The organism is Tangfeifania sp. (genome assembly GCF_055108615.1).
This window is the reverse complement of record NZ_JBSQIC010000003.1, coordinates 103,195-118,428: the sequence shown is the minus strand read 5'-3', so window position 1 is coordinate 118,428 and position 15,234 is coordinate 103,195. Positions and strand designations below refer to the sequence as shown.

13 protein-coding genes and 1 pseudogene are annotated in these 15,234 nt (G+C 41.6%); 9 read left to right on the top strand and 5 right to left on the bottom strand.

The features are described 5' to 3' along the window. From ACTCNA_RS01490 to ACTCNA_RS01470, 5 genes are all read left to right on the top strand, one after another. Positions 1-158 (top strand): NADH-quinone oxidoreductase subunit NuoE family protein (locus ACTCNA_RS01490; protein WP_462946125.1); only part of this gene is annotated, 158 nt, incomplete at its 5' end. A 17-nt stretch (positions 159-175) separates the two neighbouring features. Beyond that, positions 176-1,360, top strand: coding sequence for a complex I 51 kDa subunit family protein (locus tag ACTCNA_RS01485; RefSeq protein WP_462946123.1), 1,185 nt, complete (start codon positions 176-178; stop codon positions 1,358-1,360). Positions 1,361-1,379: 19 nt separating this feature from the next. Further along, entirely contained in the window at positions 1,380-3,170 is a 1,791-nt protein-coding gene (locus tag ACTCNA_RS01480; RefSeq protein ID WP_462946122.1) for an NADH-dependent [FeFe] hydrogenase, group A6, read from the top strand. Positions 3,171-3,545: 375 nt separating this feature from the next. After that, positions 3,546-4,502, top strand: coding sequence for an alpha/beta hydrolase (locus ACTCNA_RS01475; protein WP_462946121.1), 957 nt, complete (start codon positions 3,546-3,548; stop codon positions 4,500-4,502). Next, on the top strand, positions 4,499-5,332 hold the full coding sequence (locus ACTCNA_RS01470) for an endonuclease/exonuclease/phosphatase family protein (RefSeq protein ID WP_462946120.1): 834 nt from the start codon (positions 4,499-4,501) through the stop codon (positions 5,330-5,332). The genes ACTCNA_RS01475 and ACTCNA_RS01470 overlap by 4 nt, the downstream gene beginning before the upstream one ends. Here the strand turns inward: ACTCNA_RS01470 and ACTCNA_RS01465 are convergent, their stop codons facing one another. Beyond that, positions 5,333-5,479, bottom strand: a complete 147-nt coding sequence (locus tag ACTCNA_RS01465; RefSeq protein WP_462946119.1) for a helix-turn-helix transcriptional regulator — start codon at positions 5,477-5,479, stop codon at positions 5,333-5,335. A gap of 249 nt (positions 5,480-5,728) precedes the next feature. On the opposite strand from ACTCNA_RS01465, the gene ACTCNA_RS01460 reads away from it, so the two are divergent. Together ACTCNA_RS01460 and ACTCNA_RS01455 are read left to right on the top strand one after the other, a co-directional pair. Then, complete coding sequence (locus ACTCNA_RS01460) at positions 5,729-6,901, top strand: phosphoglycerate dehydrogenase (protein WP_462946118.1); 1,173 nt, start codon at positions 5,729-5,731, stop codon at positions 6,899-6,901. 102 nt (positions 6,902-7,003) lie between these two features. Next, a complete protein-coding gene (locus tag ACTCNA_RS01455; protein WP_462946117.1) occupies positions 7,004-9,034 on the top strand; it encodes a transketolase family protein in 2,031 nt (676 codons plus the stop codon). 56 nt (positions 9,035-9,090) lie between these two features. Here the strand turns inward: ACTCNA_RS01455 and ACTCNA_RS01450 are convergent, their stop codons facing one another. The 4 genes and pseudogenes from ACTCNA_RS01450 to ACTCNA_RS01435 all read right to left on the bottom strand — a co-directional run bounded on the left by ACTCNA_RS01450 (position 9,091) and on the right by ACTCNA_RS01435 (position 13,521). Then, the gene (locus ACTCNA_RS01450) at positions 9,091-11,625 is read right to left on the bottom strand and encodes a DEAD/DEAH box helicase (protein WP_462946116.1); all 2,535 of its coding nucleotides are present in this window, start codon (positions 11,623-11,625) and stop codon (positions 9,091-9,093) included. 3 nt (positions 11,626-11,628) lie between these two features. After that, a pseudogene (locus ACTCNA_RS01445) lies at positions 11,629-12,294 on the bottom strand (DNA methyltransferase); the annotation flags it as partial. A 43-nt stretch (positions 12,295-12,337) separates the two neighbouring features. Further along, a complete protein-coding gene (locus ACTCNA_RS01440) occupies positions 12,338-13,282 on the bottom strand; it encodes a DNA methyltransferase (RefSeq protein WP_462946115.1) in 945 nt (314 codons plus the stop codon). A gap of 5 nt (positions 13,283-13,287) precedes the next feature. Continuing rightward, a complete protein-coding gene (locus tag ACTCNA_RS01435) occupies positions 13,288-13,521 on the bottom strand; it encodes a helix-turn-helix domain-containing protein (protein ID WP_462946114.1) in 234 nt (77 codons plus the stop codon). Between ACTCNA_RS01435 and ACTCNA_RS01430 the strand changes: the two genes are divergently transcribed. Further along, positions 13,520-13,915, top strand: coding sequence for a hypothetical protein (locus ACTCNA_RS01430; RefSeq protein WP_462946113.1), 396 nt, complete (start codon positions 13,520-13,522; stop codon positions 13,913-13,915). The two genes, ACTCNA_RS01435 and ACTCNA_RS01430, sit on opposite strands and share 2 nt — an antisense overlap. Positions 13,916-13,918: 3 nt before the next feature. Continuing rightward, positions 13,919-14,977 (top strand): outer membrane protein assembly factor BamB family protein, encoded by a 1,059-nt coding sequence (locus ACTCNA_RS01425; protein ID WP_462946112.1) that lies wholly within the window; start codon positions 13,919-13,921, stop codon positions 14,975-14,977. Positions 14,978-15,234: the final 257 nt, after the last annotated feature.

Below are 15,234 nucleotides of genomic sequence, written 5' to 3'. Positions count from 1 at the left end.
AAACAACCCCTGACAACCGGTTCACTTTGCTCGAGACCAATTGTCTGGGGTGGTGCCACAAAGCTCCTGCAATGCTTATAAATGATGAAGTTTATACCGACCTCACCCCGGAAAAAATCCGGGAAATTCTTTCAGGGTACATTAAAAAATCAATTTAACTAAAAAACAGGAAGCAATGGCATACTCATATCAATTAAAAAGAGTGGATTTCATTTTTAAAAATGAAAACAACTGGGAGAAAGTCCTGTCCACTACCATAAAAAAGAAACCGGAAGATATTATAAACGAACTGATAAGTTCGGAGCTGAAAGGAAGAGGAGGAGCCGGTTTCCCCACCGGACTGAAATGGAAGCTCACTTCTGAGGCAAAAGCAAAAAACAAATATGTAATTTGCAACGCAGACGAAGGGGAACCCGGCACATTCAAAGACCGTGAGATTCTTTCGCGCGTCCCCTACAAAGTACTTACGGCAATGGCTGTTTGCGGCCATGTAACCGGGGCAAAAGAAGGATTTATCTACCTGCGTGGCGAATACAAATTTCTTGAAGAAGAACTGAACAAAGCCATCGAGGAGTTCCATTATTACTGCAAAGAGACCAACCTCGATTTTAAAGTCAAAATTTTTATGGGAAGCGGTGCCTACATCTGCGGAGAAGAAACCGCCCTGATGGAATCGATGGAAGGCAGACGGGGCGAACCCCGTAACAAACCGCCATTCCCAACCCAGGCCGGGTACATGGATGGCCCAACAGTTATAAACAACGTAGAAACTTTGGTGCACACCTTCACCATTTTTGAATACGGTGCAAAAAAATTCTACGACCTTGGAGTTCAGTACTCCCGCGGAACAAAACTGTTCTCCGTTTCGGGCGACACGCCCAAGCCGGGAATTTACGAACTGGAGCTGGGGATGAGCCTGCAAGATTTTGTATATGAATTCGGCGATGGCGATACCAAAGCCGTTCAGGTGGGCGGCGCATCAGGATTCCTGGTGCCACGGAAAAAATTTAACGACACGGCAATCGGCTACCAGGGAAAACTTGTTGGTATTTCACTGCCAACAGGTGGTTCCATGATGCTTTTCAACAGTTCACGCTCCATGTTCAACGTGCTCGATAATTACCTCGAGTTTTTCAGGGAAGAGTCGTGCGGGCAATGCACTCCCTGCCGGGTGGGCTGCCAGCAGCTGCTGCTCGGAATTAAAGCCGTTAAACGCGGTGAAAAGCCAGCTTCTTACCTCGAAAAGCTGCTGAGATTGACGGAAACCATGCAGTACACGGCCAAGTGTGGATTAGGACAATCTGTTGCAAATTCTTTCTCTTCTATTGTCGAGAATTTCAGGGAAGAGATGATTTACTAAAATTGAAAATCAGAAAAAAATGACAAAAAATATCAATATTTCAATCAACGGTTATCCTGTTGACGTAAAAAAAGGGAAAACAATTCTTGAGGCAGCCGAGGAACAGGGCGTGCGCATACCAACATTGTGTTATCATAAAGACCTTTGTGTTGCAGGTAACTGCAGGGTTTGCGTGGTTGAGGTAGTCGGGCAGAAAAGGCTTTCGGCAGCCTGCGCAACCCCCTGCGAAGACGGGATGGAAATACTAACCAACAGCCTGAAGGTCCGAAATTCAAGAAAACACATTATTGAACTGCTGCTGTCAGAACACAATGCCGACTGCACGAAATGTTACCGCAACGGAAACTGCGAACTGCAGGAACTGGCATCGGAATATAAAATAATGACCCAGGACTTCCTGGAGCTGGCACCCATGAAAAGCTATACCATCGATATGTTTTCGCCGTCGATAATGAAAGACGACAGTAAATGTATCCGTTGCCAGCGTTGCGTAAGGACCTGCTCCGAACTTCAGGGTGTAAATGCGCTCACTGTTGCCTACAAGGGCGACAAAATGAAAATAGCCACTTTCTTTGAAAAACCGATGAACGATGTGGTTTGTACCAATTGCGGACAATGCGTAAACCACTGCCCCACCGGCGCACTGGTTGAAAAGAATTACATTGAAGAAGTTTGGGAGGCCATTTCCGACCCAACCAAACACGTGGTTGTTCAAACAGCACCTGCGGTACGTGTTGGTTTGGGTGAAGAACTCGGAATGAAACCAGGAGAAAGAGTAACCGGTAAAATGGCTGCTGCACTTAAACGGTTAGGTTTTAATTCGGTTCTCGATACCGATTTCTCTGCCGATCTCACTATTGTTGAAGAAGGAAACGAACTGCTGATGCGCTTGAAAAAAGCACTGGTTGACAAAGACCCGGATGTGAAACTTCCAATGGCAACTTCCTGCTCGCCGGGATGGATTAAATACATCGAGCATTTGTACCCGGAATACCTGGATAATTTATCGACCTGTAAATCGCCGCAGCAAATGTTCGGGGCACTGGCAAAAACGTATTACGCCAAAGCGCGGAACCTTGATCCCGAAAATATCGTTTCAGTTTCAATAATGCCTTGCACGGCTAAAAAATTTGAAGCTAACCGGCCCGAGATGCACGACAGCGGGTACCGCGACGTAGATTATGTGTTAACCACCCGTGAGCTGGCTATTTTAATCAAACAGGCCGGACTGGACTTTGAAAAACTGGCCCCTGCAAAATTCGACCGGCTGATGGGCGAATCAACCGGTGCCGGTGTAATTTTCGGTGCTACCGGAGGAGTTATGGAAGCCGCATTACGCACAGCCTACGAGCTGGTTACCGGGCGCGACGTGCCATTCGACAATCTGAATATTTTGCCTGTGAGGGGCCTGGAAGGTGTGCGGAAAGCAACCATCAAAATTGAAAAACCACTCAAAGAATGGTCGTTCCTCGATGGTGTGGAGCTGAAATGTGCAGTGGCCCACGGACTGGTAAACGCCAAAAAAGTGATGGATGCAGTAAAAGCCGGAGAAGCCGATTTCCATTTTATTGAAATTATGGCATGCCCGGGCGGATGCCTCGGTGGTGGCGGACAACCTATTCCTACCAACCCAGAGATCAGGAAAAAACGCACCGAAGCCATTTATGCCGAAGATGGAGACCTGCCCCTGCGGAAGTCGCATGAAAATCCGGAAATACAAAAACTTTACAAAGATTTCCTGATTGAGCCGCTGGGTGAAAAATCACATCATCTGTTGCATACAAAATACACGAAACGGAAACATTATTAATATCACTCCCTCTTCAAAAAAATCCGGCACCTGGATGGCACCGGATTTTTTTTGTTCATCATTTCCCTTATTCAGTTTTCTTCGATGAAAAGACAAACTATCCCAAATCAAAAAACTTTTCCCATTTTGAGAAAATGAAAAATCACACCCCGAACAACAAAACACTGTAAACAAACAACTTACAAAAACAGGATCAGTTCTTGCGAAATCCGGTATTGTAGTTTAGTTAAAAATTTTAGGGAAGATAAACTTTAAATTACTTAACCGTAATTGATTTATCTGGTTTAAAAAAGGGCATTTGTACAGGGGGGATCCGAAGAGTCGGGTCCCTTATTTTTTTATTATTTCATTATATTCGGCAAAATTTTCAGCGCTATGAAATTTACGTCAATGTTAATGCTCTTCTGGGGAATAATTTTTTCAGCCTTTGCCCAGGGACGGTACCTCGCTCCAATTACCGATGAAATAGCAACAGAAACTCACACTTACATTTCAAAAGACGGACAAAACCTCGACATGGATATTTACATGCCGGTAAACGATTCAGAAATTAAACGGCCTGTAATCATGTACATTCACGGAGGTGGTTTTCAGGGAGGAGAACGGGATCATGAAGACAACGTGAAATTTTGTACCCGCCTTGCAGAACTTGGTTACGTAACGGCATCCATTTCGTACCGGCTAACACGAAAAGGAAAAGAAGGCGGCTTTGGCTGCAACTGCCCGGCCACCGAAAAGCTAAATACATTCCATGCAGCTATGGAAGATATTCAGGATGCAACCTACTACCTGATTCAAAACAGGCACCAGTTTGAGATTGATCCGCAAAAAATAATTCTTGCCGGCAGCAGTGCCGGAGCTGAAGCTGCCCTGATAACAGCCTACCAGCCACCCTTTTGTTACGGGCTCGAATCAGGCCCGGTTGATTATGCCGGGGTAATTGGAATGGCCGGTGCAATTCCTGACACTTCTATAATATTTGAGGACTCGGCCGTTCCGTCACTGCTTTTTCACGGCACTGACGATAACCTGGTGCCTTATGCCTCGGCACCGCATCATTACTGCAATCCCAATGAGCCCGGGTACATTATTCTGCATGGTTCGCACACCATTGCAAAAAAACTGGCACAGCTTGAAATACCTCACTGGCTACACACTACCTGTGGCACCGGACACGAAATGGCCAGCCAACCAATGACAGAGTACTTCGACGAAATCGTTGATTTTTGTTATAACTTTGTGCTTAGCGGCACCGCTGAAAACCGTCACACTGTTGTACAGGGAATTCAGCAAAAACCGGAATATGAACAATTTAATTTCTGTGAACAATGAAAAAAATAATCTTTTTCTTTCTGCTTTTAATTCCTACAGTTTTACTTTCGCAACCAATGAACATTATTTCTTTCAATATCAGGTACAACACCCCAAATGACGGAGAAAACGCATGGCCCAACCGGATTGAAATGGTCACCGGATTATTGAAATTTCATGAAGCTGACATTTTTGGTTTGCAGGAAGCGCTCCACGGCCAGATTTTAGATGTTAAAAATGAAATGCCGGGATACGAGTGGTTTGGCGTTGGCCGCGACGATGGTAAAAAAGGGGGCGAATTCTCTCCCATTTTCTATAAAAAATCGAAGTTCAACTTACATGAACGGGGAACATTCTGGCTGTCAGAAACTCCTGAGAAGCCAAGTACCGGTTGGGATGCAGCGCTTAACCGGATTGTTACCTGGGGCATTTTTGAATCGAAAGAAACCGGCAAAGAATTCATGGTTTTCAATACCCATTTTGATCACGTAGGAGTTGAAGCCCGGAAAAATTCGGCAACGCTGATTCGCCAAAAAATTGAGGAAATGGTGCCTGCAGGCACTCCGGTAATTCTAACCGGCGACTTTAACCTCACTCCCGACCAGGAACCCATTAAAATGCTCAAAGATTACCTGGATGACAGCCGCGAAGTAACAAAAGAACCTCCCTACGGACCGGTGGGTACGTATAACGGTTTTGATATTAATGCCGATTTGAGCAGCCGAAGGATTGACTACATTTTTGTGAAAGGGGACATCGAGGTTTTAAAATATGCTGCCCTAAGCGAAATTAAAGACAACCGGTTTCCCTCGGATCATTTACCGGTATTTGCCAAAGTGCGGCTGAAATAATTAATCTGAATCTTCCAGGTTAAATATTTCATTCACGGGTTTTTCAAATATTTTGGAAATTTTCAGCGCCAAAACCGTTGAAGGAACGTACCTTCCGGTTTCAATGGTATTAATGGTTTGCCGCGAAACACCAATTTGAATTGACAAGTTTCCTTTACATTTTGTTGGCCGGATGCTCGAAAATCAGGTCAATTCATTATTAATGACCAATCCTGTTACAATTTAATTGTATAAGCAGCTTCAAACTGAAAAAATAAAACTTTTTACCCTCAAAAACTACTTGATGTTAATTTTATATTGAAATCTCACCGCTTTCCTTTGAACTACTTGGTATAAATTTATGATATTTGTTCCTTAGCAAATCAATAGATTTACAACTCAAAAAATCATATACAAATGTTTAAAATTCAAACGTTAAATAAAATCGATCCCGACGGGTTAGCCCTTTTCCCGTTAAGCAAATACGAAATTGCAAGCGAATTTCAAAACCCGGATGCCATCGTGCTTCGCAGCTTTAAAATGCACGACATGGAACTCCCTTCCTCGTTAAAAGCTATTGCCCGTGCCGGTGCCGGGGTAAATAACATCCCGGTTGAAAAATGCACCGAAAAAGGAATTGTGGTTTTTAACACCCCCGGTGCCAATGCCAATGGTGTAAAAGAACTTGTAATTGCAGGCCTTTTACTTTCGTCGAGAGACATTATCGACGGAGCTGCATGGGTCAAAACGCTGGTTGACAAGGGAGACGAAATCCCGGCTTTGATTGAACAGGGGAAAAAGAATTTTGCCGGGCAGGAAATTAAAGGTAAAACGCTGGCGGTAATTGGGCTGGGAGCCATTGGAGTGCTCGTGGCCAATGCTGCCCAGGCACTGGGAATGAACGTAATTGGGTACGACCCTTACATGAAAGTTCAACAGGCCCTGAAACTGAGCAACCAGGTAACCTGGGTGGAAGGTATTCAGCCAATCCTGACGCAGGCCGACTATGTAACACTGAATATTCCGCTCAACCCCGAAACAGAAGGTTACATCAACAAAGAAAAATTCAGTATGATGAAAGACGGCGTACGCTTGCTCAACTTCGCGCGCGGAGGACTGGTAAACCGGAGCGATTTAAAAGAAGCCATTGCAACAGGAAAAGTATCGCGCTATGTTACCGATTTCCCCAACGAAGAAACACTTAAAATGGACAATGTGATTGCCATTCCACACCTTGGCGCTTCAACAAAAGAGTCGGAAACAAATTGCGCCGTTATGGCGGTAAACCAGTTGAAAAATTTTATTGAAGACGGGAACATAAAAAACTCGGTTAATTTTCCCGAGGCATTTATGGAGAGAAACGACGGTGCCAGAATATTAATTGCCAATAAAAATATCCCCAACATGGTTAGCCAGATTTCGAGTGTGCTGGCTTCCGAAGGGTTAAACATTGATAACATGCTGAATAAAAAGCGTGATAACATTGCCTACAACATTATTGATGTAACCCGCTCCGAAATTGATGAACAGCTCATTTCCAAACTAAAATCAATTGAAGGAGTTTTTATGGTCCGAATAATTCAGAAATAAGAATATTTTAACACTGAACAAGAGGAGCCTGCGGGTTCCTTTTTTTTTGTTATTTTTGGGCTGAAACCTCTGTTACAGAATAAAAACTAAAAAAATAACAACATGAGTAATCAAATTGACAAAAAAGCAGCTGATAACATCCGCATTCTTTCGGCCGCGATGGTCGAAAAAGCAAAATCGGGGCATCCCGGTGGTGCAATGGGAGGTGCTGATTATATCCACGTCCTTTTCTCCGAATTTTTAAACTACGATCCGTCCGATATGGAATGGCCCAACCGCGACAGGTTCTTTCTCGATCCGGGACACATGTCGCCAATGTTGTACTCTGTTCTTGCTCTTGCCGGAACCTACAGCATGGATGATTTATCGAATTTCAGGCAATGGGGAAGCGTAACTCCCGGCCATCCTGAAAAAGATGTGGCAAGGGGAATTGAAAACACCTCAGGTCCTCTGGGACAAGGCCACACCATGGCTGTTGGAGCTGCCATTACTGAACGGTTCCTTACTGCCCGCTTTGGCGACTGGATGGAACACAAAATTTACACTTTCATATCCGATGGCGGAATTCAGGAAGAGGTATCGCAGGGTGCCGGGCGGATTGCAGGGTACCTGGGCCTCGGAAACCTCATCATGTTTTACGACTCGAACAAAATTCAGCTCTCCACAAAAACCAATGTGGTTACAGCCGAAGACACAGCAAAAAAATACGAAGCCTGGGGTTGGAATGTTCTTACAATTGACGGCAACAACATGGACCAAATCAGGGAAGCCCTGAAAAAGGCCAATGCCGAAACGCAAAAACCCACGCTCATTATTGGCGAAACAGTAATGGGGAAAGGGGCTGTTACTGAAGATGGCAGCTCGTTCGAAAGCCAGACTTCAACCCACGGAATGCCGCTGTCGAAAGCAGGCGCATCATTTGAAAAAACCATTGAAAACCTGGGTGGTGACCCCGAAAATACATTTCAGGTTTTTGAAGAGGTGAAAGAATTTTACAATAAACGAAAAGAAGAACTGATAAAAGCCGCAGCTGACAAAAAAGCCCGGCAGGCTAAATGGGAAAAGGAAAACCCGGAGCTGGCCCAAAAACTGAAAACATTCTTCGCTGATGAAGCGCCTCAATTTGATTTTTCTTCAGTAGAACAAAAAGAAAACGTAGCCACCCGCGGGGCTTCAGGCGCTGTGCTGGCAGCAATGGCAGGCAAAGTTGAAAACCTTATTGTGGCCTCTGCCGACCTTTCCAATTCCGATAAAACCGACGGGTTCCTGAAAAAAACCCAGCCACTGCAAAAAGGCGATTTCAGTGGTTCGTTCCTCCAGGTTGGTGTGAGTGAACTCACCATGGCCTGTATGGCAAACGGAATGGCGCTACACGGCGGTGTTATCCCGGTTTGCGGAACATTCTTCGTATTTTCCGATTATATGAAACCAGCCGTGCGCCTTGCTGCACTCATGAAACTACCTGTAAAATACGTTTGGACACACGATGCATTCCGCGTTGGTGAAGATGGCCCCACTCACCAGCCGGTGGAGCAGGAAGCCCAAATCAGGCTGCTGGAAAAACTTAAAAACCACAGTGGTGAAAACAGCATGCTGGTGCTGCGCCCGGCCGATGGAAACGAAACTACAGTAGCATGGAAAATGGCTGTTGAAAATACAGCCACACCCACAGCATTGATACTGTCGCGCCAGAACATTGAAAACATTCCGGCCAGTGGAGACCCTTATCAATCGGCACTGCAAACCGAAAAAGGAGCTTACATTGTCCTGAAACCGAACGCCAAACCGGATGTAGTGCTGGTTGCCAACGGTTCAGAAGTATCGTCGCTGGTTGACGGTGCCAAACTTCTGTCTGAAAAAGATAACCTGAACGTACAGGTGGTTTCAGCCCCTTCCGAAGGACTATTCAGAAACCAACCAAAGGACTACCAGGAAAGCGTGCTGCCCACAGGAATTCCACGTTTCGGGCTAACGGCAGGATTACCCGAAACCCTCACCGGACTGGTTGGCGAAAATGGTTCGATTTGGGGAATGGAAACTTTCGGATTTTCTGCTCCATACAAAGTGCTCGATGAAAAACTGGGCTTTAACAGCGAAAATGTGTACAAACAGGTAAAAGAAATGCTTTCGTAAAACAGCATTCAAAATAGATTTTATTGAAGAAGCTGTCCTTAACCGGATGGCTTCTTTTATTTCATTAGCTTTTTTAAGTCCTCTTCTTCTTTTTCCTGCTCAATCAAATAACACTCAACTTTATCATTTACAACAAATTCTTCAAATGGAATCTGTGTTTGATAGGTCTTTATTTTTTCTTGTTTCTTCTGTTCCGTCATTATATCAAGAACTTTTTTCTTGTAGGTGGTGTCAACATTACCAAGTAAATGTTCTCCTTTACTTTCAACGATATAAACCAACTCTAACTCTTCATTTTCGTTCTTTTTAGCTGCCACAAAATCAGGTCGGATTTTATTCTTTTGCCAGCCCTGTATCGAGTACCAGTTTTTACTTGTCCTGTTTCTAAACCACCAGAGAATTGTTTCCTGTTTATCCAAAATGTCACCTACTTTCTTTTCCAATGAATTCATCGTGCTTAATTCTACATCATCAAACAGGTAATATTTATAAGTATTTGGTATTGTATTTACTGTAATAATGTCTTTGCCAGGCACTTTAAAGCCAGATTCTTCATCATCAGAAACGGCTAAGACAAGTTTTTTATCTTCAAGGAGTTTCATGAAAATGGATTCTTCCTGCTTTGCTTTTTCCTTTACATATTCTTTTGTAACCTGGGATGCAACAAAACTGAAATGCTCTTTTATTTTATCTTGTCCAATTATTTCTTCAAGTTGCTTTAGTATTTTTTTACTGATTACCCTTGACTGGAATGGATTGTCAATTGTTTCGTTTAATCTACGGGTTAAATAGTCAATGTTTATTTCTGCAATACTGTTACTTTTTGACGTTTCTTCAACAAATGCGGCCTTACTTTCGTCATCCAGGGTTATTGCAAAAGCTTTCCGGTCTTTTGTTTCATCACTTAATGAATTTTCTATGCTTTTTATAAATTCATCAGATAATTCAAAAGAAATAAAATCTATTTTTGGTTTAATGTCAATATTATAATTGAAATGCCTTTTATTGTTGTTATCATCAACCATTAACCAAACAGGGAGGTAGAATGAATTTTGAAATTTCTCACTTAGTTCCTTTTTAATTTTTACCGTTTTATTTGCATTAATATCCTCATTATCCCTGAATTTTAATTTTGTTACAAGGTCTTCTAATCCCTCGTTCTTAAACCCCGTAGCAACTCTATCCAAAATATTTCGGGTATCGCCTTTTGTATAATAAACATAACTTTCATCCAGTTCTTTAACGCCTAGTTTTTTGGCGAATGGCTGTCTTAAAATCCGACCGACTAATTGCGTTACGCCTGTGTTTGAATTTACATTGGGGATGATACCGAGGATGTATGCAAAAGAAAAATCCCAACCTTCCCGGAGTGCTTCTTTCGTTATAATAAAGCGAACAGGGCAATTCCGCGAAAAAAGGTTAATATCTTCAATATCATTTTGGGAACTTGTTTTTATGGCTATTTCATCGGGATTAACTTCAAGGCTGATTAAATATTCTTTTACATCTAAACTATGTACCCGTCCTTTGCCTCTTTGGTCTTTTCCTGTTGCTTCAACCTGAATTAAAGCTGTCGGGCGAATATAGGCGCCCTGGTTTTTTTGATATTGCTTTGCTGTATTTTCAAGTTTTTCCCTGTGTTCCTTAATCTCTTTTACCATTGCTTTCCAGTCATCTTCCTGTTTACTGATTGGTGGAAGGATATGCATATCAAGCTTTACCATTTCTTCTTCTTTCAGTTCAAGTCCGGTTATGGTTACAAGGATATTCATATTTTCCTTTGGTGTTGCCGTTAAACCGAGAATCATTTCAGGGTTAAGCCCGTCAATGGTTTTTCTTGCATTGTCGGAAAAAACTTTGTGCATCTCATCAATAATTATCAAAGGTTTTGCCACACGAATTGCATTACCCAAACTGGTCATTATTAATGGCTGTTCTTCTCCCAAAGCTGAAATATAATCGAGGTTTGGTATCTGCTCCAGTAATTGCTTGTGTAAATCGTAACGGTTATCTGCCGGGAAAAAACTATCGTAACCGCCACTGTCCTGAAAGACTTTTAAGGCTTCTTTGCCATTTGTCCTGCTAATGGACTGTATCATTACAAACAGTACAACTAAGTTTTCTTCAATATCATTTGTTGTTAGTTTTTGCCCTTTTTCAAGTACGATAGTACGGTTTCCGCTACATTGGTCGAGCAATTGGCGCAAAGGATTGCTTTTATCTCTTATTTTTTGAACAGTTTGACTATAGATTGTCTCGCTGGGTACAATCCAAACTACTAATCCTGTCCGTTTCTGTGCAAAAATGTTTTGATATTCCCGGATTGCTTCAACCGCGAGCAGGGTTTTTCCTCCACCGGTTGGCACTTTGATATTAACCCGCGGATAGTAATTGCCCAGACCATTCGTACAACGGTCTTTATATTCAAGGTTCGTGTTCTGAAAAGTTGTTTGTACCCAGTTTAACGTGTGCCTCATATTTTCAGGCAAGGTCTGTTTTGCCACATCAAATGAAGTTTTGGTTTCCCTTGCAGTGTGCAGGAACTGCTTCAGGGCTTCAACAACTTTTATCTGGTATTTTTTTAAGTACATAGTTTACTCCTGGTTACGTTGAAACAAATTATAAGGAATACCCACATATTCTATTTGGTTTTCTGCCAGGTATTCTTCATCGAGAAAGCACGATGGGGCATAAACAATCCGCTTTTTACCGGGCTGTTCCTTTTTTATCCGTTCAGCCATTGATAAATTGAGGGCAAGGCGGGTAAGTGTATTATAGTCCTGTTTGTAAACCAAATAAATGGCCTGTTTACCAAATTCCCCTACAAAAAAGGTTTCCTCATTTATGCTGTCTTCTTTTTCAAGGTTTTCTCCTGTACATAAATAGTAAACATACTTTGCAAATTGTTTGTATGTAGGCAATTGTCCCGCAAGCATTGTTTCTGCATCCAAAGGAATGCCAACACGGATGTATTTAAAACCACTATCGTAATCAAATTTGTCAATAGCACGTTTTACCCTTTCCCTGGTAATATCTTTGCAGATATTTTTTTTGGGTTCAGCTTCTGTGGCTTCAGTCATCTGAACCATAATGCATTGACGGTTACCACCATCTTCCTTATTCAAATCCATAACGGCATGCATTGTTGTACCTGAACCTGCAAAAGAATCAATAATAATATCATTTTCTTTTGTACATAATCTTGATAGGAATTTTATTAAAGATACAGGTTTAGGATATGGAAAAGCATCAGTACCTAAAAGCTCTTTTAATTCCGATGATGCATTTTCATTTGAACCAACATTATCTCATTTTTTCTTTTATCAGATTTGTTGGTGCTTTGTAGCCTTCTTCATCGGGTCGGATGAAACGTATAGAAAATTTTTCAGATTTAATAATAAATGTTGTACCACTTTTAATTTCATTTTCAAGCGTTGTTTCTGTCCATTTGAATTCAGCTTCTAATCTTATATCTTTATCTGACTTACCATCTTTTACATTAATAGTATTGATAAGCTTAACTCTGTCAGATTCACCAGCTTTATATTCACTATCAGGCAATTTTAGAAATACTTTATCTTTAGGAAAGGCTAGCTCTCTTCTTTGGTTTCCCCTGTTTAAAAGAGGTTGGTCACCATTATCTAATGGCTCACCCTTATATTTATCACCTGTTTTTTGATTTTCGTAACAAAGTATATATTCATTAGTTTGTCTTGATTTTGATGATAAACCTGGGGGAGTATATGTTTTTGTCCATGAAAATATTTCAACAAAATTTTCTTCACCAAAAATATCATCCATTATGGTTTTAAGATTATGAAGTTCTAATTCATTTATACTTACAAAAATTACTCCTCCAAATTGCAATAATTCTTTCAATAGTTTTATCCTTGGTGAAATCATGCATAACCACTTATCGTGTTTTGTTAAATCATCAAAACCAACCTCTTTCCCAATCCAATCTTTTATAAGTGGACTATTTACATTGTCATTGTATATCCAGCCTTTACCTATACCATTATCGTTGCCTGTGTTATAAGGAGGGTCGATGTAAATACACTTGACTTTCCCTGCAAATTGCGGCAAAAGCGATTTTAAGGCAATGAGATTATCACCTTCAATAATCATATTACCATTTGCTTTTTCAGGATTATAGTGTAAATCGGACACTTCATCAAGTGTATGGAACGGAACAGCCAGATGGTGGTTCCAGATTATGTTTTTTCCTTTGAATTGGAGTGTTGGCATTTTTTTTATTTTTTATTTGTCCGCAAATATTTAATTTCCTTCTCGGCCACTTTTAAAGCTTGCAGGCCGAGTTCTTCGTCCTTTAATTCGTAAATCACTTTTTCACTCAAAAAGTCAATAATCAATTTTTCAGGACTCTCGTTATACATTTTAGCCAGTTTAAGAATCAATTCTTTGGTCAATTTCCTTTCTCCACGCTCCATTTTACTTAAAATTGCCACATCAATATCCGCTTGCATGGCTGCCTTTCGTAAGGTAAAACCTGCTTTTTCTCTCAATTCTCTAAGTTTTTGCCCGGTTGTTGACATATTTCGTGTTGACTATTTTTGTCAAATTTACAAATATTCTCTTGGTTTCCTTAAAATTATCTTAAAGTATTTTTCAACAAGTTATTATCAACGGGCGGGATGGCAAGAAAAACAAGTGTGTGGAAGCAAAGGGAAGCTTGCAGGGACGGGCTGCAACACACTTGCTTTGTGCAGTGGGATTTTCCGCTTATCTTTCTTTCAAATTGCAGTAATTTTCAATGCCGGTAGTTCTTTCTTCGGCTTGTTGGCAGCATTAACATATATCAATAGCGCATTTTCAGTTGAAATAAATTTCTATTTTTGGAAAAAACAATCTCAACTATAAAAAATGAAGAACCTGCTTTTACTTACCGCTATTGTAATTTTCTCAGCAAGTTGCACCCGGCGACAAAACAACTGGCACCAATATACCGGCCCAAACCGGAATGCAACAATTACAGATGAACAAATTTTTGATTCGTGGCCTAAAAATGGCCCGGAAGAATTGTGGTCGTTCCCGCTGGGGCCAGGATACGGCGGTGCCAGTATTTACAACGACGAGGTTTTTGTTCTCGACCGCGAAAAAGGTGAAAAAGATATTCTCCGCTGCATCGATTTAAATACCGGAAATGAAAAATGGAATTATTCCTACCAGGCTCAGGGCGAAATTCCCTACCCCGGTTCAAGGGCGGTGCCAACGGTTGATGAAAATTACGTTTGGAGCGTAGGCCCGCATGGTCATTTTTATTGTTTCGATAAAAAAACACAGCAACCCGTATGGTCATTCAATATTCTTGAAAAATTTGACGGCGAACTGCCCAACTGGGGCATTTCGCAATCGCCGTTAATTTATAACGACTGGATTATTGTTGCCCCGCAATCGCCAAAAACAGGTGTGGTTGCTTTTGATAAATTAACCGGCGAAATTGCATGGGAAAGCCGTTCCTTAACCGGGCACAATTTTCATGTTTCGCCTGTTCTGGCCAGTTTCGGCGGAGTTGACCAGGTTGTAATGATTAGCCCGTACAACCGTGAAGACTCAACTGTTACGCACGAAGTGGTTTCTTTCGATGCCCAAACCGGCGAAGAATTATGGGTTTACAACGGATTGAAATCATTTGCCACAATTACGCCTCCAACAGCAGTTGACGACAAGCGGCTGTTTTTAACCGACTGCTCCTACAACGATAGCTACCAGCCGGTTTCTATCATGCTGGAAATCACAAAAGAAGGTACCAGTTTCAGTGTTAATGAACTCTTTTTTACGGAAGAAGCCGGATGCAAAATGCACCCCGGAATTGTAGTTAACAACCACATTTACCTGAACAACAACGGCCGCCCCAACCAGCTTTTTTGTATGACTTTGGATGGCGAAGTTGTCTGGAAACAAGGAGAAGCCCCCAATTGATGTTGATAAGTAGTGACTACATAAAACACCAAATTTCCCGAAAAAATTGTTGAATTGCTCCCCACTACTGCGTAGTGATGCCACACTTTAAAACAGTACTGACAATTTTAAAGTCATAAAGCTACCTGTATTTCAGCAAACAAGTCATTCCCGTGCCTTTGGCATACTCTTTTCCTATTATAAAATAAAAAGTATAGTTCGTAAATATTGTGAATTAACAACTATATTATTAATTTACAAAAACCACAAAATTTGAC

Bases quoted from the DNA above. Each gene is read 5' to 3' on its own strand.
- ACTCNA_RS01485 (WP_462946123.1), top strand. From the start codon at position 176: ATGGCATACTCATATCAATTAAAAAGAGTGGATTTCATTTTTAAAAAT.
- ACTCNA_RS01480 (WP_462946122.1), top strand. From the start codon at position 1,380: ATGACAAAAAATATCAATATTTCAATCAACGGTTATCCTGTTGACGTA.
- ACTCNA_RS01475 (WP_462946121.1), top strand. From the start codon at position 3,546: ATGAAATTTACGTCAATGTTAATGCTCTTCTGGGGAATAATTTTTTCA.
- ACTCNA_RS01470 (WP_462946120.1), top strand. From the start codon at position 4,499: ATGAAAAAAATAATCTTTTTCTTTCTGCTTTTAATTCCTACAGTTTTA.
- ACTCNA_RS01460 (WP_462946118.1), top strand. From the start codon at position 5,729: ATGTTTAAAATTCAAACGTTAAATAAAATCGATCCCGACGGGTTAGCC.
- ACTCNA_RS01455 (WP_462946117.1), top strand. From the start codon at position 7,004: ATGAGTAATCAAATTGACAAAAAAGCAGCTGATAACATCCGCATTCTT.
- ACTCNA_RS01450 (WP_462946116.1), bottom strand. From the start codon at position 11,625: ATGTACTTAAAAAAATACCAGATAAAAGTTGTTGAAGCCCTGAAGCAG.
- ACTCNA_RS01440 (WP_462946115.1), bottom strand. From the start codon at position 13,282: ATGCCAACACTCCAATTCAAAGGAAAAAACATAATCTGGAACCACCAT.
- ACTCNA_RS01430 (WP_462946113.1), top strand. From the start codon at position 13,520: ATGGCTGCCTTTCGTAAGGTAAAACCTGCTTTTTCTCTCAATTCTCTA.
- ACTCNA_RS01435 (WP_462946114.1), bottom strand. From the start codon at position 13,521: ATGCAAGCGGATATTGATGTGGCAATTTTAAGTAAAATGGAGCGTGGA.
- ACTCNA_RS01425 (WP_462946112.1), top strand. From the start codon at position 13,919: ATGAAGAACCTGCTTTTACTTACCGCTATTGTAATTTTCTCAGCAAGT.